The 20,322-nt window shown below is 59.9% G+C and carries 17 protein-coding genes; 10 read left to right on the top strand and 7 right to left on the bottom strand.

Features of this window, described 5'->3' with window-relative positions:
* Positions 1 to 131 precede the first annotated feature (131 nt).
* A complete protein-coding gene (locus EFQ99_RS32470; protein ID WP_126925090.1) occupies positions 132 to 572 on the top strand; it encodes a DUF4168 domain-containing protein in 441 nt (146 codons plus the stop codon).
* A gap of 127 nt (positions 573 to 699) precedes the next feature.
* Here EFQ99_RS32470 and EFQ99_RS32465 read toward each other — a convergent pair whose 3' ends face one another.
* Both EFQ99_RS32465 and EFQ99_RS32460 read right to left on the bottom strand, forming a co-directional pair.
* Entirely contained in the window at positions 700 to 1,314 is a 615-nt protein-coding gene (locus tag EFQ99_RS32465) for a 3'-5' exonuclease (protein ID WP_126925082.1), read from the bottom strand.
* A gap of 60 nt (positions 1,315 to 1,374) precedes the next feature.
* Positions 1,375 to 2,907 (bottom strand): hypothetical protein, encoded by a 1,533-nt coding sequence (locus tag EFQ99_RS32460; protein ID WP_126925081.1) that lies wholly within the window; start codon positions 2,905 to 2,907, stop codon positions 1,375 to 1,377.
* Between the two features lie 154 nt (positions 2,908 to 3,061).
* On the opposite strand from EFQ99_RS32460, the gene EFQ99_RS32455 reads away from it, so the two are divergent.
* Both EFQ99_RS32455 and EFQ99_RS32450 read left to right on the top strand, forming a co-directional pair.
* On the top strand, positions 3,062 to 3,667 hold the full coding sequence (locus EFQ99_RS32455) for a hypothetical protein (RefSeq protein ID WP_126925080.1): 606 nt from the start codon (positions 3,062 to 3,064) through the stop codon (positions 3,665 to 3,667).
* A gap of 354 nt (positions 3,668 to 4,021) precedes the next feature.
* Positions 4,022 to 5,686, top strand: coding sequence for a globin-coupled sensor protein (locus EFQ99_RS32450; protein ID WP_126925079.1), 1,665 nt, complete (start codon positions 4,022 to 4,024; stop codon positions 5,684 to 5,686).
* A 307-nt stretch (positions 5,687 to 5,993) separates the two neighbouring features.
* Here EFQ99_RS32450 and EFQ99_RS32440 read toward each other — a convergent pair whose 3' ends face one another.
* From EFQ99_RS32440 to EFQ99_RS32430, 3 genes are all read right to left on the bottom strand, one after another.
* Entirely contained in the window at positions 5,994 to 6,380 is a 387-nt protein-coding gene (locus EFQ99_RS32440) for a cupin domain-containing protein (protein WP_126925077.1), read from the bottom strand.
* Positions 6,381 to 6,525: 145 nt separating this feature from the next.
* Entirely contained in the window at positions 6,526 to 6,792 is a 267-nt protein-coding gene (locus tag EFQ99_RS32435; RefSeq protein WP_126925076.1) for a DUF2277 domain-containing protein, read from the bottom strand.
* A gap of 380 nt (positions 6,793 to 7,172) precedes the next feature.
* Entirely contained in the window at positions 7,173 to 8,384 is a 1,212-nt protein-coding gene (locus tag EFQ99_RS32430; protein WP_126925075.1) for an ROK family protein, read from the bottom strand.
* A 196-nt stretch (positions 8,385 to 8,580) separates the two neighbouring features.
* On the opposite strand from EFQ99_RS32430, the gene EFQ99_RS32425 reads away from it, so the two are divergent.
* From EFQ99_RS32425 to EFQ99_RS32405, 5 genes are all read left to right on the top strand, one after another.
* Complete coding sequence (locus EFQ99_RS32425) at positions 8,581 to 9,867, top strand: ABC transporter substrate-binding protein (protein ID WP_126925074.1); 1,287 nt, start codon at positions 8,581 to 8,583, stop codon at positions 9,865 to 9,867.
* A gap of 193 nt (positions 9,868 to 10,060) precedes the next feature.
* Positions 10,061 to 10,945, top strand: coding sequence for a carbohydrate ABC transporter permease (locus EFQ99_RS32420; protein ID WP_126925073.1), 885 nt, complete (start codon positions 10,061 to 10,063; stop codon positions 10,943 to 10,945).
* Positions 10,945 to 11,796 (top strand): carbohydrate ABC transporter permease, encoded by an 852-nt coding sequence (locus EFQ99_RS32415; RefSeq protein ID WP_126925072.1) that lies wholly within the window; start codon positions 10,945 to 10,947, stop codon positions 11,794 to 11,796. Before EFQ99_RS32420 ends, EFQ99_RS32415 begins: the two co-directional genes overlap by 1 nt.
* Positions 11,797 to 11,833: 37 nt before the next feature.
* Entirely contained in the window at positions 11,834 to 12,979 is a 1,146-nt protein-coding gene (locus EFQ99_RS32410; protein WP_126925071.1) for an ABC transporter ATP-binding protein, read from the top strand.
* Positions 12,980 to 12,992: 13 nt separating this feature from the next.
* Positions 12,993 to 15,125 carry a beta-galactosidase gene (locus tag EFQ99_RS32405; protein WP_126925070.1) on the top strand — a complete coding sequence of 711 codons (2,133 nt, stop codon included), beginning with the start codon at positions 12,993 to 12,995 and terminating at the stop codon, positions 15,123 to 15,125.
* 284 nt (positions 15,126 to 15,409) lie between these two features.
* On the opposite strand, the gene EFQ99_RS32400 is transcribed toward EFQ99_RS32405, so the two are convergent.
* On the bottom strand, positions 15,410 to 15,937 hold the full coding sequence (locus EFQ99_RS32400) for a hypothetical protein (protein ID WP_126925069.1): 528 nt from the start codon (positions 15,935 to 15,937) through the stop codon (positions 15,410 to 15,412).
* 9 nt (positions 15,938 to 15,946) lie between these two features.
* Complete coding sequence (locus EFQ99_RS32395) at positions 15,947 to 17,923, bottom strand: HSP90 family protein (RefSeq protein ID WP_126925068.1); 1,977 nt, start codon at positions 17,921 to 17,923, stop codon at positions 15,947 to 15,949.
* Between the two features lie 513 nt (positions 17,924 to 18,436).
* On the opposite strand from EFQ99_RS32395, the gene EFQ99_RS32390 reads away from it, so the two are divergent.
* Both EFQ99_RS32390 and EFQ99_RS32385 read left to right on the top strand, forming a co-directional pair.
* Positions 18,437 to 19,051 (top strand): hypothetical protein, encoded by a 615-nt coding sequence (locus EFQ99_RS32390; RefSeq protein WP_126925067.1) that lies wholly within the window; start codon positions 18,437 to 18,439, stop codon positions 19,049 to 19,051.
* Positions 19,052 to 19,381: 330 nt separating this feature from the next.
* On the top strand, positions 19,382 to 20,293 hold the full coding sequence (locus EFQ99_RS32385; RefSeq protein ID WP_126925066.1) for a hypothetical protein: 912 nt from the start codon (positions 19,382 to 19,384) through the stop codon (positions 20,291 to 20,293).
* Positions 20,294 to 20,322 lie beyond the last annotated feature (29 nt).

Here is a 20,322-nt window from a genome sequence, read left to right as displayed (position 1 = left end):
AGCCGCCGCTCAATCGTCAGCAAATGGCCCCGCTATCGCCGCATCGCGCCCTTTTCAGGCTTCATCGTCGCGGCCTCGCCAGCCTTTCAAGGGCTGAGCGATCGACCGAAATCACCGGAAAAGGAATGAAAATGATCACTCGTTACACATCCCTCGCAACGATGACCGCCGCGGTGTTCAGCCTGCTTGCCTTCAGCCCGGCATCGGCCCAGCAGCAGCCGGCACAAGCGCAGCCGCCGGCACAGGGCCAGGCGCCGATGCAGGGACAGGGCGGCGGTGCGGCCGCGCCCGTCAGCGATCAGAAGCTCGAAGCCTTTGCCGTCGCCTATCTGCAGGTGGACAAGGTCCGGCAGGAATATTCGGCCAAGATCGACGCGACGAAGGACGATGCGACGAAGCAAAAGCTGCAGGAGGAAGCCAAGAAGCAGATGGTCGACACCGTCCAAGCCTCGAACAACATTTCCGTCGAGGAATATTCGTCGATCCTGACGGCCGCCCAGAGCGACCCGGCTCTCGCCAAGAAGGTCCTGGAAAAGATCGGCACCCCGCCGCCGGCGCAGCAGCAGAAGTAAGGCTGCCGCCCAGAGCATGTCGCGCAAAAGTGTGCGCGCTTTTGCGATAACCACATGCGCAAAACAAAGGCTTAAAGCGCAGTGCCCAGCGTTTGGCCGGGCACTGCTTCGCGCTCGGTGTTCGCCCTCAGAACCGGTCGAAGGCCTTGGGGTGCAGCTTCCCGATCCTCATCAGGTGCTGCAGCGTGTAGGATATCGACAGGGCGTCATCGAGCCCGTCATGGCCTCTCAACGGAGGGTGCTCGATGCCGTAGTAGTCGGCGAGCTTGCTGCTTGGCGTTTTTGCCAGATCCTCGATCGGCATGCCTGCGGCAAGGAGCAGCTTGACCGCATTGTCGAAACGTTGGGCCGGGATGGGCGGCTCTATGCCGGCGACATAGCAGCTGATCGCCACCATGTTCATCTCGTCCTTCCCCCAGGACCAGAAGCGGGCGCCGCCCGAGAAGCTGTCGACAGCGGAAAGCGCATCCTTCAAGGCCACGCCATGAGCCTCGATATCCTCCTCGGTAATGCCGGTGAGATCGGTGAAGTAGCGATCGAGCGGATACCGCCTGCCGAAGCGGTCGACCGCCTTGATATAGGATTTATGCGTATCGAGGATCGGGAATTCGCCTTCGAGACCGAGCCTGACGGCGCCGATCTGAGCAATGACGGGATCGGGATCATGCGCCGCGCACCAGAACCGGCGCTGCGAGCCTTCGAGGCAGAGAAATTCACAGTCGAATATGATGGCGGTTTTCATCGTCTGAGGCTCCTAAACGGACTGTCCAAATCGGCAATGATGCGCTGTCTTTATCGCCTCTTACTCTGTATCGAATTTGAAGATCGATTGACCGTCAAGCGTGCCAGCCTCGGTGGGATAGTAGAGGTAGGAGGCGCAGGCACGGTCAAGGCGGATGGCGAAGTCATTGGCGACGGAGATACGAGCTTCGCCGGTTGGGGCCCGGCGGACGAAGGCCCGCAGAGCCTCCTGGTCCGCTTTGGCGAATAGAAGTTCCGTCACGATGCCGAAGGTCGCGGGGTCGGCGGCAAGGATAGGCGAGGCGCCGCCGTTGCGGACCTTTCCGGCCATCTCCGTCCAGCGCGGCCAGTCGGCCCTCATCTTGTCGGAGACGTCGTCGGGTAGGGGCGGCACGGCATCGATCTTCCCCGTAACGTAAGGCTGCAAAGCCTCGACAGCAAGCATTCGGTCGATGACATCCTGGATGGTGAGGGCATCTGATGATCTGACGTAGCGTCTGCCGTAATAGGTTCGTTTCTGAAGAGCGGGCACGAGCTTTGATTGCCCGAAAACATCGATAGCTTCTCGATAGCCAAACAGCCACCCGGCGTCCATCGTGCCGTTTCTCCTGATCGCACCGCTTCGAATTTGCTGTGTCAGCTTTTGAGCGATGGGATCGATCGGTTCGGCATCAAGGTCGGTAAGGACGTACAAATGGCTCAGAAAACTCTCCTCAGGCTGGAGAGCCCTGGCCATCAGCATGTCATAGTGCGTGTCGCGCTCATTTGGTGCGCGGTCAAGCTTGGGATGGCCGACCACGGCCCGCACGAAGTTGGCGCGCATCCGCATCAGGCCTGGGCTTTCCGTTGACGTGCCTCGCGCCACAAAGGCGTCCCACGCCCGGGGATTGTTTTCGCTGGCGGCGACATAGCCGGCGATAACGGGCAAGCCGTGAGCGTCCGCCGCCTGGACGATTTTCTCCTTGAACTCGTCCGGCTGATCGATGATGGACGCGGTGACGACGCCGTGACCGTTGTTGAATGCGCTGTTCATCTCGATTGCCGTATGGAACGGCACAACGGCGAACCGCTTCATCAGAATGTCTGCGCCGCCTTCCTGCAGCAGCAGCGCGCGGATGCCGGATATGCCAAGGTATGATACCGTGCGATCAAATTCCTCGACGCCAAGTGCATCACGGAGCCTCTTATACCCCATGCTGTGGATGTACCACGCGGCCACGAGATCGTTCACCGCGACGGCTTTGAGATTCCGCTGGAGCAAGGTTGATAGCAAATCGCGGGTTTCCTGGTCCGCGAGCGGCGTATAGCGAATCTTGAGATAGGCAGCCTCGGCGCCATACTTGTCGGTAACCGCCGGCGGCAAACCTGCAGTATCGGCAAGCACGATGTCGCTGAAAGCGAGGATCGTTTCCCTTTGTGGGCAGAATTTATCCGCGGCAAGGGCCGGCGAGTCGAGGCAGGACAACAGAAGAAGGCTGAAAAATCCGGTCAATATGCGAAGCATCGTCATCCCTTGCGGTTCCCCAAAAGCAGCCCCTGACTTGGGGCGCGCGACCGCTATCCGGAGGATAGGTGGCAGCCGGGTGCGCGGCAAGGGGATGACACGGGGAGGTGGTGGTTTTCTCGTGGCTGGGGGAGCACTTCGGAATTAGATCGGGACCGGCAAGTTTCGCCGCAGCAAGAACATAAAGTCTTCTATGACTCCCAATTGTGCAATTAGAGATTTTATTGGGGGAGTAGAAATTATCATGCGCAGATTCATTCGTGGTTTTTTGATCCGGCCAATTGTTTCATTCCTGTTATTTACCGGTCTCGTTCTCTCATTTCCCGTAATCGCCACTGCGAGTGAAGAAAAACCGGCGGCTTGGGAAAACGAGATGGGGAGATTTTTGCGCCAGGATGATTGTGCGCAAGCCTGGAAAGCGGTCTGGAAAGAGGCGCGCAAAGGGAACGCTGCAGCACTCACCGCGCTTTATTATGCTATCAGCTCGACATCGATTATCCCGCCGTCCTACTTCCCGCCCAGTAGAGACCTCATGGTCGAGCAACTGGGCAACCATATTATCGCGCTGGCGATATATTCCCGAAAGGATGAAAAGCAGTTCGGGGAGGAGTTGCGCCAGCACGGGATTCCGGATGGTCTGTTCGGCGAGTACGTGGAGCCTGACGTTTCCGGCAAAATCCAATCCGTTAACGGATGCTTCAAGAGCAAACGCAATCTCGACGATTGCTATGCCACGGCCGTCAAGCTCAGGCTCATCCCATCCTTTGAGCAGTATGTGACCTGGATGGACAATGCTCCCAGGCCAGCGTTCTGTCTGCCACGCGGGAAGTCTCCCGGCCTGATAAAGTAGCTGGATCTTAGCAGGATGGTGGAGGTAGGTCGTCGACTGGCTCGACGCCTGCTGCGGCAATCCGCTCGCGGATGTCTGACAGGCCCATGTGCAGCCTCCTGTAGCATCCGGTCGGACGACCATCCCTTGTAGCGGAAGTCTTGCGCCGAGGCGATGTCCGAAATTCGCACCTCTATCCAGTCTGCGCCGAATAGGTGTGGCCTATCGAGACCATTTACCTTTCGGAAACCATGCGGCCCCCAATTCGATCTCAGCCGACGGGCGGGGACTGCATGACAGGTTGCAGAAACAAGGACTTCAGGGACAGGTTCCCGCCCGCATCGTTTGCCGAATTCTGTTTCCAAGGGGGCATCAATGCAGAACAATTCTCAGGCTCATACCGGTCAGCACTCTCATCAGCGCGCCGCTTCCGGGCAGGCCGATGCTGCCTCGCGAAGCCAGAATATCGACCGTCGCCTCGAATTCATGGGGCTCGACAATGAAGGGCGCGCCGGCATCCGGTCGCTGAAAGCCCTGATCGAGCGGGAATTGCCGCATGGGCTCGACAAGTTCTATGCGCAGCTGCGCGGCAGCCCGGAGGTCAAGCGCTTCTTTTCCTCCGATGAGCACATCGCCCGGGCCAAGGGCGCCCAGATGGGGCATTGGGCCAATATATCGGACGGCAATTTCAGCGAGGATTATGTCGGCAAGGTCCGCACCATCGGCACCGTGCACGCCCGCATCGGCCTGGAGCCGAGATGGTATATCGGCGGCTACGCCATCATCGTCGATCATCTGATCCGGAGTGCGGTCGAGGAGATGTTCCCGCAGGGGATGTTTTCCCGCAAGACCATGAAGCCGGCGGAGTTCGGCAAGGCGCTGGCAAGCCTCGTCAAGGCCGCGATGCTCGATATGGATCTCGCCATCTCGGTCTACATCGACGAGGCCGAAATCGCCAAGCAGAAGGCGCAGGCGGACGCGATCGCCAGCGAACAGAAGCTGGTGAGCGATTGCTTCGGCAAGGCGATGGCCGCCATCGCAGCCAAGGATATCAGCTACCGCATCACCGATGAGCTGCCCGAGGCCTACCATCGACTGCGCGACGATTTCAACCACGCGCTCGAGCAATTGACGGGCACGATCCGCGAGATCGATTCCGCCGCCGGGCAGATCAACGCCGGGGCGCAGGAGATCCGCTCGGCTGCCGACGATCTCGCCAGGCGCACCGAGCAGCAGGCCGCCTCGATCGAGGAGACGGCGGCCGCACTCGAAGAGATCACCACCACGGTCAAGGATTCCAGCCGGCGCGCGGAAGAGGCGGGCCAGCTGGTCGCAAAGGCGCGCACCGGCGCTGAACTGTCCGGCCGGATCGTCGAGCGGGCGGTCACCGCCATGGGCGCGATCGACAGTTCCTCGCGCGAAATATCCAGCATCATCGGCGTCATCGACGAGATCGCCTTCCAGACCAACCTGCTGGCGCTCAACGCCGGCGTCGAGGCCGCGCGCGCCGGCGAAGCCGGCAAGGGATTTGCCGTCGTCGCCCAGGAGGTGCGCGAGCTTGCCCAGCGCTCGGCCAAGGCGGCAAAGGAGATCAAGGCGCTGATCAACGCCTCGGGCGAGCATGTGAAGACCGGCGTTTCGTTGGTCGGCGAAACCGGCGAGGCGCTGACCGTCATCGCCGACGAGGTCAAGGAGATCGACCGCCATATCGGCTCGATCGTCGAAGCCGCACGCGAACAGGCGACCGCGCTCGCCGAGATCAACACGGCCGTCAACGCCATGGATCAGGGCACCCAGAAGAACGCCGCCATGGTGGAGGAATCCACCGCCGCAAGCCACGCGCTGGTGCGCGAGATTGCCCGGATCGCCGACATGCTGCAGGAATTCAACATCGAGAAGACGGCCGCAGTTCGCAGACCGGCGCAGGCGAGGCCTGCGGAGACCGGTTCTCCCGCGCGCGATCTGAGGGCCAAGGTCGGCAGGGCGTATCAGACGCAGGGCAATGCGGCGCTGGCGAGTGGGCAGTGGGATGAGTTTTGAGGGTGTTGTCTGGGCGGTTTAGTGAAGGTGAGGGTGTAATCAGTCTTACTGCCGGAGCATGAGGGAAGGACGTTAGCTAACGGCTTACCGTGCAGCCCCCTCATCCGGCTGCCGCCACCTTCTCCCCGCTGGGGAGAAGAGATTCGTGGCGGCGTCTCGCTTTCTATCTGCCGCCTTTGGTTGTGTTCATATTCGACGCTGCAGCTAGTCTCTTCTCCCCAGCGGGGAGAAGGTGCCGGCAGGCGGATGAGGGGGCGGCACGGCACACCAAACACTTGACGCGCCAGCAACGCCACCCCAAGCAACCCTACTTCGCCAGCACCACCAGGGGCTCACCCTTGCGCACGATATAGGTCGCCAGTTCCGAAGCCTTGCCGCTGCCGACGTTTTTGGCCGAGTGGACGGTGCCGGAGGGAATGAACAGGGACTGGCCGGCATGAAGCGTCACCGGCTCCCTGCCTTCGAGCTGATATTCCAGCGTGCCCTCGATGACGAAGGCGATCTCTTCGCCGGGATGCGAGTGGTTGGGCGCGAGAACGCCCGGCGCGAAATCGACGCGCACTTGAACGGCTTCGTGGCCGGGCACGTCGATATCGTTCTCCACGAGATCGGTGCGCTGCAGCGGCTGCTCTGCATGCGCTGCAGCGGCAGTGCCGAGAGCGAGGGCGAGCGCGATAACCTGGATCGTTTTCATAGTGTCATCTTTCCTGAATTGACCATCTGTCGGCTCATCGGCCGCATCGCCATTTCAGTCGATGATTGAACCAGGGATGTGTCTGGAAACCCGCTTTTTTGTAAGCAAGTGTAGCGAGAGACCTGAGTGAGATCTCTCATGAGACTTACGCGAACCGGATGGCGTTTCTCGCGCGCGCCTTCGCCGCTTCTTCCTCGCGATCGCGAGGCGGCTGAGAGGTCTCGAGTGAATCGAGCAGTTCGCGGGCGCAGGCAGCGATCGAACTGACCGCGCGTTCGAACGCGGCCTCATTGCGCTTCGCCGGCTTGGTCGTTCCGCTGAGTTTCCGCACGAACTGCAGCGCGGCATCATGAATCTCGTCGTCCGTCGCTGGCGGATCGAAATTGAACAGAGGTTTTATGTTTCGGCACATGGCTTGCTCACGGTCGTTTCTGTTTGCCGCTGAGGGGAGAGCGGCTTCGTATGAAAGGTAGTCGCGTGGGCGCGAAATGCAACCGGGCTACGGGGAGCGGTGCGCCGGGCTGAACTCTCCATCTATGCCGATGTTGAAATGCCGATACAGCATTCGACGGTAGCCGCAGCCCCCTCATCCGCCTGCCGGCACCTTCTCCCCGCCGGGGAGAAGAGACTCGCGGCGATGCCTCGCCTTACGTCTACCGTGGTTGGTTGAATGTATATTCGGCGGTGCCACAAGTCTCTTCTCCCCTCGGGGAGAAGGTGCCGGCAGGCGGATGAGGGGGCTGCACGGCAGGACCTGTCCAGGCAAGGGCGATCCCGCCGTTCTCCCACACCTCAAGCCGCCGAGGTCGAGCCTCTCACACCGAGCGTCGCGATATCCGTCACCCCGCCCGATGACTCGAAATCGAATATCTTCTGGGTGACCAGCGCAGCGGCCCCCCTTGCCCAGGAGTTGTCTTCCCAGTCGGGCAGGAGCGGTGGGGCGGTGCGGAAGGTGCGGGCGGAAAGGGCTTCGCGGAGCGGCGTGAGGAAAGCGTCGCCGAGGGAGACGGCTTCGCCGCCGGCGACGATGACTTCGGGGTCGGTGATGTTGACGAGGTTGGCGAGGGCGGTGCCGATGCCGCGGCCGGAATCGGCGACGAGGGCGGTGGCGGTAGTGTCGCCTGATGCGAGCGCTTCGCAGAGTTGGGGCAGGCCGAGTTCCTCACTGCTGCCGGTTGCCTCGCGCCAGCGGCGCAGCATCGAGAGCTCGGAGTGATAGGCCATCAGGCAGCCGCGCTTGCCGCATTCGCAGAGGCGGCCGTTTTCTTCGTAGAGCGTGTGGCCGAATTTGCCGGCGGCACCGTTTGCGCCGCGATAGAGCTTGCCGTCGATGACGAGGGCGCAGCTGATGCCGACACCGACGGCAAGCACGGCCATGTTGCGGTGCTGGCGGCCGAGGCCGAAGAGCTGCTGGGCGATGGCATAGGCGTTGGTATCGTCCTCCAGCCAGACCGGCACGTGGACGCGGCTTGCGACCAGCGCGGCGAGGGGGACGTTATCCCATTTAAAGCGGTGGCTGCGTACGCAGGCGGTCTGCTCGTGGTTGATGACGCCGGGCATGGAGATGCCGATGCCGGCGAGCCTGGCTTTCGGCCGGCCGGCGAGCTTCACCAGTTCGGGCACGGTGGCCGCCAAGAGGTCGGCGACCACATCCGGATCGTGGCCCGAGAGGCCGACGCGCATGGCGGCGACGGGATTGGTGGCGAGATCGGTCGCCACGCATTCCACCGAATCCACCATCAGCTTGAAACCGACGGCGAGCGAATGCTCGTAATTGATCTCGACGGGGATCGGCCGGCGGCCGGCCGGGCCGGGAACGGCCTTGCCCTCGGTGACGATGCCTTCCTCCAGCAGGTCTGAAACGACGAAGGTGACGGCGGCGGGGCTGAGGCCAATCACCGTCGCGATATCGGCGCGGCTCCTCGGCCCTTCGCGGCGGAGAAGGTTGAGAATGAGGCGTCGGTTCATGGCTCTGGCCGTGGTCTGGTCGCCTTTGAGCTTCACGATGCATTCCTTAATTTTGTAAATTAATTATTGCGGGTCGTTTCGATCTATGCATAAGTTCGGCCGTCGATCAACTGAGCCAAGCGGATTATACGCCTGAGATCATGAACGGATCGGCACGTTGAATGCCTGCGAGCACGCTTCAGGAGGAGGCGGCTCGCCAGGCGATGTTGATCGATCAACTGGGAGGAATTCGATGGCATTTTCGAAGCAATTTCCGGCAACCACACGCAGGCGCTTCCTGAAAGGGGCGGGCGTGGTTTCCGCAGCCGCGATCACGACGACAGCGGTGGGCAGCTTTCCGATCCCGGCGATCGCGCAGGCGCAGGACGTGACGATCATTTCGTCCGAAAACAACGCCGCCGCACTCGATGCGCTGAAGACGATCGCCGCCAATTTCGGCAAGGAAGCCGGCGTCAACGTCATCATCAACAATATGGACCACGAGGCGCACAAGACGGCGATCCGCAACTATCTCGTCGCCGGCGCGCCCGATATCTGCTTCTGGTTTTCGGGAAACCGCATGCGCGCTTTCGTCAAGCGCGGCCTGTTCGACGATATTTCCGATCTCTTCGAGAAGGAGAAATACAAGGACGTGCTGGGGGCGACGGCCGGCGCCGTCACCGATGACGGCAAGCAATACGGCCTTCCGACAGGCGGCACGCTCTGGGGCATGTTCTACCGCAAGGATGTGTTCGATCAATATGGGCTGACCGTGCCGAAGACGGCTGACGAGTTCCTCGCCTATGGCGACAAGTGCAAGGCGGCCGGGATCACCCCGGTGGCGATCGGCACCAAGGAATTGTGGCCGGCGGCCGGCTGGTTCGACCAGATGAACCTGCGCATCAACGGGCTCGACAGGCACATGGCGCTGATGAACGGCGAGATGAGCTATCTCGATCCGGCGCTGACCCCCGTCTTCGACCAGTGGGAAGCGATGATTTCAAAGGGCTTCTTCACGCCGAACCATACGTCCTTCGGCTGGCAGGAGGCCGCAGCGCTGCTCGCACAGAAGAAGGCCGGCATGATGAACCTCGGCGCCTTCCTGCGCTCGGCCTTCACCGAAGAGGATATGCCGCAGCTGACCTATGCGACCTTCCCGGTGCTCGACCCGAAGATCGGCCATTTCGAGGAATTCTCGGTCAATTCGGTCCATATTCCGGCCAAGGCGAAGAACAAGCAGGGCGCGCGCGATTTCCTCGCCTATTTCTACAAGCCGGAGAACCTGGCGATCTATATGGAGCCGGGCGGCAACGTGCCGCCGCGCCACGATCTGCCGCCAAGCAAGGACCCGCTCGTCAACGTCGCAGTGGAGACCCTGAAAACGGTGCAGGGCGCCTCGCAATATTACGACCGCGACAGCGATCCCGACATGGCCCAGGCCGGCCTCGTCGGCTTCCAGGAGTTCATGGCCAAGCCCGAGCGGCGCAAGGCCATCCTCACGCGCCTCGAGGGGACGCGGAAGCGGATTTACAAGATCTGATCATCGGCGAACGCGCATCTGAAGATGCCCCTCACCCTAACCCTCTCCCCGTAAAAACGGGGAGAGGGGACGTGCCCTGCTTGACGTGTGCGGGGGACGGAGAGGTTGCGTCATGGTCCCTTCGCCCCGCGAGCGGGGAGAAGGTGGCGGCAGCCGGATGAGGGGCAGTCCAGTCGCAAGTGAGGTTCTCGACATGCAGACATTATGGCGCCGCCAGCGGTGGTGGCTTACCCCGGTTTTGCTCATCGCGCCGGCGATCCTGCTATTCTTCACCGTCATCCTGCTGTCGGCGGTCAGGAGCGTCTGGATCAGCTTTCATGAGTGGGATGGCTTTGGGCCGATGGTGTGGGTCGGGCTTGGCAATTACGTCGAGCTCTACAGCGATCCGCAATTCTACGTGTCACTGAAGAACAATCTGATCTGGCTCGTGATGTTCATGGCGGCACCGCCGATCGGGCTCGCCATCGCGCTCCTGGTCAACCAGAAAATTCAGGGCATGCGCTTCCTGAAATCGCTGTTCTTCATTCCGCTGGTGCTTGCTTCGGTGACGGTCGGCGTCGTCTTCACCTGGGTCTATACGCCGGAGTTCGGGCTGCTGGCGTTGATCTTCCGGGCTTTCGGGGCGGTGGCGCCGGCGGTACTTTCCGACGAGCATTTCGTCACTTTCGCGATCGTCATCGCAGCCCTCTGGCCGCAGATCACCTTCTGCATGGTGCTCTATCTCGCCGGCCTCAACAATCTGAGCGAAGAGCTGATCGGGGCGGGCCGGGTCGATGGGGCGAGGGGCTGGAACATGCTGCGCCATATCGTGCTGCCGCAGCTGACCCAGGTCACCTTCATCGCCATTGCCGTGACGGTTGTCGGCGCACTGCGCTCCTTCGACATGATCTCGGTGATGACGGCGGGCGGGCCGTTCGGCTCCTCCTCGGTGCTTGCCTACCAGATGTACGAGCAGTCGATCTTTTCCTACCGCTTCGGCTACGGCGCGGCGATCGCCTCGGTGCTCTTCGTGATCATGGCCGTCTTCATCGCCTGGTATCTCACCCACATCATCCGCAGCGAAGAGAGGGGAGGCTGATGTATCCACGTCCCATTCCGGAAACCGCGATCTGGCAGCGCCGCCTCTATGTGCTTGCCGTCGTCATCGTGCTCCTCCTCTGGCTCTGCCCACTCTTTGCGATCGTGCTTACCTCCTTCCGCTCGACGGCTGACGTGATGGGCGGCAATCTCTGGGGCTGGCCGACGGAGATCGGCGTCATCGACAATTACCGGGCCGTCTTCACCGACACGCCGATGGCGCGCTATTTCCTCAACAGCCTGACGATCACCATTCCCTCGGTCATCGGCGTGCTTGTCATGTCGACGCTCGCCGGCTTCGTGCTGTCGCGCTACCGCTTTCGCGGCAACATGCTGATCTTCGCGCTCTTCGTCGGCGGCAATTTCCTGCCGCACCAGATCATGATGATCCCGGTGCGCGACCTGATGGTGCGGCTCGACCTGATCGATACGACGGCGGCGCTGATCATCTTCCACGTCGCCTTCCAGACGGGCTTTGCCACGCTCTTCATGCGCAATTTCATCGCGGCACTTCCCGACGAGCTGTTCCAGGCAGCGCGCGCCGAAGGGGCGTCTCCCTTCCAGACGCTCATCCATGTGGTGATCCCGCTGGTGCGGCCGGCGCTGGCCGCCCTTGCCATCCTGATCTTCACCTTCGTCTGGAACGATTATTTCTGGGCCGTGGTGCTGACTGTCAGCGACAGCGTCAAGCCTGTCACGGCGGGCCTAGCCAATCTGCGCGGCGAGTGGGTTTCAGCCTGGAACCTGATTTCCGCAGGCACCATCGTCGTCGCCGTGCCGCCCGTCGTGATGTTCTTCCTGATGCAGCGGCATTTCATCGCCGGCCTCACCATGGGCGCGGTGAAGGGATGAGCAAGCGTCTTCCGTTTCAACAAGAGAGGGCCAGGATATGACCAGTCTCGAACTCCGCGAGATCAACAAAAATTACGGCGCCTATCATGCGCTGCGCGGCATCGATCTTTCCGTGGCGCAGGGCGAGTTCATCGTCATGGTCGGGCCTTCGGGCTGCGGCAAGTCCACGCTGTTGAAATCGATCGCCGGGCTGGAGGCGATCTCTTCAGGCCAGATCCTCATCAACGGCCGCGATGTCAGCCTGAAGGAACCGGGCGAGCGCGGCATCGCCATGGTGTTCCAGTCCTATGCGCTCTATCCGCATATGACGGTGGCGGAGAATATGGGCTTTGGCCTCAGAATGGCGAAGCGCCCGAAGGCGGAGATCGATGCGGCGGTCGCCCGCGCCGCCAAGATCCTTCGCATCACCGACCAGCTGGAAAAGCGGCCGAAGCAGCTTTCCGGCGGGCAGCGGCAGCGCGTGGCGATCGGCCGGGCGATCACCCGCTCGCCCGAGGTCTTCCTGTTCGACGAGCCGCTGTCCAATCTCGATGCGGCGCTGCGCACGCAGATGCGCGTGGAACTCAGCAGCCTGCATGCCGAGCTTGGCGCCACCATGGTCTATGTCACCCACGACCAGGTGGAGGCGATGACCATGGCAAGCCGCATCGTCGTGTTGAACCAGGGGATCATCGAGCAGGTCGGCTCGCCGCTGGAGCTTTACCGCAATCCGGACAATCTCTTCGTCGCCGGCTTTCTCGGCGCGCCGCGCATGAATTTCCTCGGCGTCACCGTCGATGCCGTCTCCGGCCTCAGCATCACCGTTTCCGCGCCCGGCCTTGCTCCGCTGACGGTGGAGCTTGCCCAGCCGGCAACACTTGCGAAAGGCGCTGAGCTGACGCTCGGCGTGCGGCCGGAGGCAATCGCCGTGGTCGCCGAGGGCAGTGGGGAGGGGGCCGTACATGGCGAGGTGCGCCTCGTCGAGCATCTCGGCCGCGAGACCATTCTCTATGTCGATGCCGGCAATCTCCGCACCATCGCCTCGGAAAGCGGCACCGGCAACATCACCGCGCAGCTCTCCTACGTCGCGCCCTTTGCCGCCGGCCAGAAGGTGGCGCTGAAGCTCGATGCGCGCGAGCTCTATCTCTTTTCTCCCAATGGCGGCCGCACGATCAGCGCCCGCAAGACCATTCTCGACAAATAAGGAACGACCGCCCGTGTCCGACAAGACCCTCTCCGTATGGAACACCGTCCAGACCGACCGCTTCCTCGTCGGTGTGCCGCACTATCCCGAGCATGTCGACGAAAGCTATTGGGAGCGCGATGCCGAGCGCATGGCGAAAGCCGGCTTCAACGTTGTGCGCATGGCCGAATTCGCCTGGCATATTCTGGAGCCGAAGCTCGGCACCTACAATTTCGATCTCTTCGACCGCGCCATCGCGATCCTCGGGCGCTACGGCATCGACACGATCATGTGCACGCCGACCGCCACCCCGCCGCGCTGGCTGACCGCTGCGCACCCTGAAATTTTAAGGGTCGACGGCAAGGGCCGGCCGATGAGCCACGGCTCGCGCCAGCACTGCGATACGGCAAGCCCTGTGTTCCGCGAACATAGCAAGCGCATCACCAGGGCGATGGCCGAGCATTACCGCGGCAACCCCCATGTTCTGGGCTGGCAGACCGACAATGAGCTGAACACCAGCATGCCGGAGAGCTTTTCTCAGGCGACGCTCAGCGAATTCCAGGCGTACCTTGCCGGCAAATACCGCGAGATATCAAAGCTCAACGCCGCCTGGGGCGGCGATTTCTGGGCGACGGCCTATGACAGTTTCGACCAGGTGGTGCTGCCGATCGAATTCGGCCCGACCTTCCCGAGCCCCGGCCATGTGCAGGATTACCACCGGTTCCTCGCCTTCTCGACGGCGCGCTTCCAGCACGACCAGGTGGAGATCCTGCGGGATGTGAAGCCCGCCTGGTTCGTCTTCCACAATCTCGGGGGCCTGAGGGATATCGATTTCCGCGGCCAGTTTAGCAAGGATCTCGATTTCGTCGGCTACGACATCTATCCCATGCTCTATGACGAGTTCCAGCGGCTCGGCAACCACGCCAAGGTGCAGGCGCTGCACCTCGATATCTGCCGCGGCTTTTCCGGCAATTACATCGTGCCCGAGCAGCAATCGGGCTTCGGCAGCCAGCCGGGCTTCTGCACGCTGACGCCGGAGCCGGGCGAGCTGCGCCGCATGGCGCTCTCCTCCGTCGCGCATGGCGCCGACGGCCTGATGTTCTTCCGCTGGCGGCCCGCCCATTTCGGCGCCGAGATCTATTGGATGGGCATCATCGACCACGATGATATCGGCCGCCATCGCTATGAGGAGGCCAAGCGCTTTGCGGGCGAGATGACGGCGCTCAAGGACAAGATCCTCGGCACCTATGTGCGCATGGATGTCGGCATCGCCGGCTCCGATTTCGACAATCAGGAAGCCCACAAGACCTATCCGATCGGCCTGCCGAGCCCGCAGGACGATGCGATCCTGCTGCACCAGCACTGCTATGACAGGGGCATTGCCTGCGGCTTCATCCACCCCGAGGACGATCTTTCCAAGCTGAAGCTCTTCTATGTCCCCCATTGGGTGATGTGGAAGGACGAATGGACGGCCAGGCTCGAAGCCTTCGCTGAAGCAGGCGGCACCGTCGTCATCGGCGCGCGCACCGGCACCCGCAATGAGGACAACCACGTCATCCGCGAGACAGCGCCCGGCACCGCGCTTTCGAAGCTGACCGGCGTGCGCGTCGAGGATTTCGGCCGTCTCGCCGCCCCCGGCGCCAACGGCCTCTTCGACGTGATGGAGCGCTCCGGCGGCCTTGTCATCCCGCCGAACAAACCGGCCGAAAGCCACCGCCGCCAGCGCCGCTTCAAGATCGGCAACCGCGAAATGACGGCCGGCCATTTCTACGAAAACCTCGTGATCGACCCCGACGTCGAGGTGATCGCCGCCTGGTCCAACCGCTACGCCGAAGGCCAGCCGATGGCGACCTCCCGCAGGCTCGGCAAGGGCCAGGTCGTCTATCTCGGGACTTATCTCACGCCTGATCTGACGGAGGCGCTGACCGAACGCCTGTTTGCGCCTGCCGGCATCGAACCGCTGGTCGGCGGGCTGCCGGAGGGCGTGGAGGTGACGATGCGGATGAACGACGAGCGGCGGCTGCTGTTTGTGCAGAATTATATGGATCAGGCGGTGACGGTTGGTGGCGTGCCGGCCGGGCGGGATTTGTTGGATGGGGAGAAGATGGTGGCGGGGAGGCTGGAGCTGGAGGGGTATGGGTGTGCGATTGTGGAGTTGGAGGGGTGAGGGGTGGCGGTGTAGCCGACAATGTAGGAGGCCGTGTTCTCGGCCCGGGCGTTTACAATAGCGTTGCTATCCAAACAGCTTCCAAATTCATCGTGGTCTGATGGAGCGTCGCCGACGTGGGTCGGTGGCCACTGTCGACCCGGTTAACTACTGAAGCCGTTTCCGTGTCGGCGAGCCACGCTCATCGTGGGCCTCCCGTCATCCCCGCCAAGCAAGGTCAAAACTAATCCGCGGCCAACAACTTTTTCAAATTGAAGAGTACAGTTCATGGAGCTAACCACTTCTCACGCAGCCCCTTCGGGGGCTTTTTTCAAGTCGGCAATAGCCTTCTCGAATGCCTCGCGGAGCCACCCGGTCAGTTCCTCATTCCGTTCCCCGGCCTTGAACACGTTGCAGATGACCACAGCCTTCCTAGCGAAATGGAGCTGTAGGAGCACGCCGACCCGGTAGACAAAGCCTTGCTCCGTATGGGTAAGGCCCTTCAACTTAAAGATATCGTCTTCGATATCGTTGTTGTCCGAGAGCTTCAGCTCCACCGCGAGCAGATTGGCCAGGGGCTCGCCTTTGATGTGGACAAGGATGTCGGGCTCAATGTTCTTCGTTCCACCGCCAGGCCGCTGAAGGCGCTTCACCTCCTCACCGTGGCGATTGTAGTCCGTATCCACCTCCCAGTCGGGGAAGTAGTGTTCGAGGTTCACGGCAATCCTATGCATGATAGGACGTTCGCGGATCTTTAAGCGGCCATACCGCTCGTCGGCCATGAGCGGCATCGTGGAAGCCACCAGACCGGCCAGGATCTCACGGTCTTCCATGATGGCGGCCTATATCTTGAGCTGCTTGAAAAATGCTTCATTCCTTAGGCGTGCATCCTTCAGAACGTATTTATAGCTGAGCGCCTGCACGAAGCAGCGGTAATCGGGATTATAGCCATAGAAACCGCCTCCTCCCGGAAGCGGCACATTTATCTGCGCGAGCTTGATCCATCTTCGCATGTTCGGGGTAAAATCGGCGATGATGTAGCAGAAGAAGGGCGTATCCGGCGTGACTTCCTGAATCTGGCCGCCGTTCTTGTCGAGGATGCGACCGTTCTGCAGATCCTCGATATAGCCGTATATCTGAACGAAGGGGTTTTCCTCCTCGTCGTAATCACTGCGCACCGGCTTTTTGAATTCGACGATCACCACAGGTTGGTCGGTGCCAGGCCGGTGGTAGGCGGACCGCCCTGCAAAAAGCAATACATCCGGGCGATCTGAGGAGGTATGCTCGGCGACGATCTTCTTCAATGCTTTGTCAGACGCCCAGTATTCGTAATAGGTCAGCTTATCGTCCACGATCCAAAGATTATGCTTATCGACGTGGACTTCCTTGTTGGTTACCCGCATCGGAACGATGAAGCTATGGAGCGCCTCCTCAGAATGATGCCTCATCGTTCCGTCGGGCTTGTACTGGAGACGCTTTTCGAGAAGGTCCAGCACGATCTTACGACGGACAGTGTAGTCCGCAAGGACGGAGAATTCGTGCTCCGTCAGGCGGCCTAGTAACTCCGTAACACCCGTTTCCACGGGATCCTCCTCCCGCGGCTCGGTCTTGGAAAGTACTTCAACCTTGCGCTCGATATCCCGATTGTCGCGGTAATCCAGCACCGCGAGTTGTTGGTAAATCTGCTCGGCAGTGCGGAAATTTCGCGGCACGCTCGATACGACGAAATCCTTGGGATCATCAACAAGGTATGCGTAGCGCGGATACTTCTTGATGACGGATTTGGTGATGTCCGCCTGCTTCTGGATAACCCGGTCAATCTGAGTCGAGAGAACCTCACGGATAGCCTCAAAGGTCTTCCGTTTAATGGTCTCAAGCAGCTCGGCATCTAAGTCAAACGCCGTGCGCTCAGAGTTTACGGAATCGTCGAAGATCTTGCCCGAAAGGACGCCGGCATAGGCGTAGGAACGTCCGTCTCTATCAATGTAGGTCACCAGTCCAAGCGCCAGACCGATATCGAACTCGGTAACGACGCGACCGTGAGCGGCGAGGTAGATTTTGTGGGCAGCTTTGCCCTCGACGACCGATTTTTCAAGCAGGTTATGTTCCAGCTTAACCGCAATTTCGTCGTTTATGGTGAGCGGAATAGAGCTAAGCGCCAGCTCCTTTTCCTTCAGGTATGCACCAAGCTCAATAAGGTCTGCCGCGCCCCCAATAGTGATCGTGGGTCTTACAGGCGATATGAGGTAGGGGAGGAAGTGTGCGACGACCTTACGTACGATGGTGTCGAACTTGGTCGGGAAATGCTTGGCATATCCTGACTTCATACGCCGAAGGACGACGGTCGTACCGGGATCAATGCCACTGACAACTTCCACCGAATAGTCTGCCAAGGGCTTTTCATTATCGAGTACGAGCGTGAAAGTGCGCCTTAGCAGCTCACCGTCCTGCACGTAATGACTGACGACATGGGCTTCGGCGAACACTTTCAACCATGAGAGGCGCCCGAGACCCTTGCCCCCGCGGGATTCCTTGTGGTCGCTGTCGTAGGTCTTGAAAGAGTTGAAATTGTCCCTGTTCAGGCCAATGCCGTTGTCTCGGATCTCAATGGACGGATTGGTCGATTCCAGATCGATGAGCGAAATATCAATCTTGCCGCGGGTTGCCCATTCTTCGTCGAAGCGGTCTTGAATAGCATGGAGCGCGTTGTAAATGGCTTCCCAAAGCGGCACCAACGAATTGGATGGGGTTGATGGTCCGAGTGCGAGATTATGCACGCGCCTGATTAGATTCGGCTGGAATGTAGTGTCATCGAGCATCGGAGTTCCCCCACTGACTACAAATCAGATGTGGCGAACTTTGCCAAGGTATCTCTTGGGTTGAGTAGTGTCAAAATACCGAGTCTCACCAGGAGCTCAGCGCCCAGCCCCCCAAAGAACCCGGCGCCGCAAATAAGCACGGCCGCGGCAATTCCTAGCAAATACCACAAATAGCAACATTACTGCGAATGGGTTGGCGCGTCATACCAGGTCGGCGCGAGCGACTCGGACGAAGGCGCTAGCGAAGAAAGCTCGCCATATTCGGCTTGGCAGCTACTACAATGCCTACGCCTTGCTCGCCCAGGCTGTGGTCGAGGACCAGTTCCCGCCCGCAAGGCTTATTTCGCGCTATGTCCAAAGACTTGGCGCCGATGGAGAGCTGTCCGCCCGCTTCAACCTCCTCGTCATCGTGACCCGCGCGGCGGGCGGTCACAATCATGACACCTGCAGCCCAACCATGCCATCTTCCTCTCTGAGAATCGCCGATCACCAGCGCCGAAAGATGATGAGCCGATGCGTCAGACAAAAAGAAAACGTCGCGTACTAGATCTGCTCGTTCGGAGCCAACCAACTGGGGTCGCTCTGCTGAATGAGCTTTGCTGCCGTTACTTGGAGGCGGAAGCCTCGCCCGGAAATTCAGGAAAAGCAGACCGTCGAAAGTCGTTTAAGAGGACCGTCCTATCTGGTTTCACGGGATTGGAAGTCCACCATCTTGCTGACAATCGGTACATCTATGAGGAACTCACTGCCGGAATTTTTGCGCGCTGGGCGATTTGGGAACTGCTTGATCAAAAATATCTCTCGGGAATCCCGCGCCCAAAAGAAATGATCGTTGCGGTAGGAAAGGACGCATGCGCCGCTTTTTCAGTCCTTAAGGAAAATCAACTGGCCGTCATTGGACCGGCAACGTTCATGAAAGATATCGTCGTTCTCGGAAATCGCGAGCTCGAAATCTCGGATTTCCATAAACTGTCTGAGATACCTTGGGCGTTATGGTGTTTCACTGAGGGCGGTGTAACGAACGATCCATACTTCCCCGCAGGTAAGCTAGCCCGGCTTCCTTATCAAATTGAAATAGCAGGGAAATCTGCGGTAGCTACCGCGAGAAAGCGCTTACCCTATCGCTGAAATTCTCTAGCTTATTGTCCCACGATTCCTGGACATTAACAGCGTTTTTTTGAAAGAAACGATGCCGACAACGGCTACCGCGAGATTCAGAAAAGCGGTTAGAATGTCAACGTATTCCATGTTCGAAATTTACCGGAAGATGTCGACCGGGACAAGGCACCGCAGCGACTTTATGTGTGGTACATTACCGAGGTTAACCAACGCATGACACTGGTGGCAGGTATAAGTATTGGTGGAGTTCCTGCCTTCGTGGGCGACTTACTCCTGTCCTGGGGGTTGCCGTCCGAGGTTGACCTGCCAACCTTGCGAAGCCCCGGAGTATTTCCTGGAATGGATAAGGACTATGCTGAGGGCCTCGCCCAAAAGCTTATCATTGTCAGACCCTATCTACTCATCGCCTGGGCGGGGCTGAGACGAGAGGCGACCAGAATTGTCGAAGCGCTTGATGCAGCGTTGCCTAGGACCAAACAGTTGGAGGAACATCCGGAAGCGCTTTTCGAGATATTAAACTCCTGCAGTGAAGGCACCGAGATCGTTGCGTTAGTCATTGCCGGATCATCGATATTTCCGTTTTGCGTCCGAACGCGCGGTTTCGAGATTGACGACAAGAGAGTGTACCTGCTGGGATCAGGTGCGGGCGATTTTTTTAGTTTTCTTCAGGAATGCCCTGAGCTCGTTCCATCGCAGGAACAAGCAGATGGCCTGTTGGCTCGAACCACCATGCTGCGTTTTGCTGCTAGGGCGATGGCCTTTCAAGTCATTGGCAAAGGGTTGGAGAATTCATGGGGCGGAGGGTTTGAAGTTGCTTTTCCAACGCGCGATGGCTTTCAAAAGATTGATCGCCTTATGTTTCGAGCGTGGAAACTAGAGCGTGATGGTACATATGAATATTCGGGTCATTCCTTTTTCTCGCGGTATGTCGGGCAAGATCTCCTTTTGAGCCGCTTCAATCCCGAGGAAAAGACCTATCTTATCAAGTCGCCTCTGGGCCAACCTTCGGTGCCAGACGCCCACGAGACAATCTGGCCAGAATGGACATTCGAGCTTTTTATCTTACCAACAGGACAACTTGTCGAAGCCGCGAGATATCATCCTCCTCATCGCCCCGTAAGTGATTTCGTCGAATACTCTCACGGCGCACTTGTTGGTTGGCATTGGGATAAGGCCTATGTCGACGAAGTTGCACGACAAGCTGCGGTATTCGTCGCTGAGGGCGTTGGGTTTAAGCGCCATCGTTATTAAAGCGCGTCGTGGCTGGCGCGCTCGCGACG

The sequence above is a fragment of the Rhizobium vallis genome (assembly GCF_003985155.1).
Lineage (GTDB): Bacteria > Pseudomonadota > Alphaproteobacteria > Rhizobiales > Rhizobiaceae > Rhizobium > Rhizobium vallis.
Note: the sequence above shows the minus strand (reverse complement) of the source record. Positions and strands in the feature narration are given on the sequence as shown.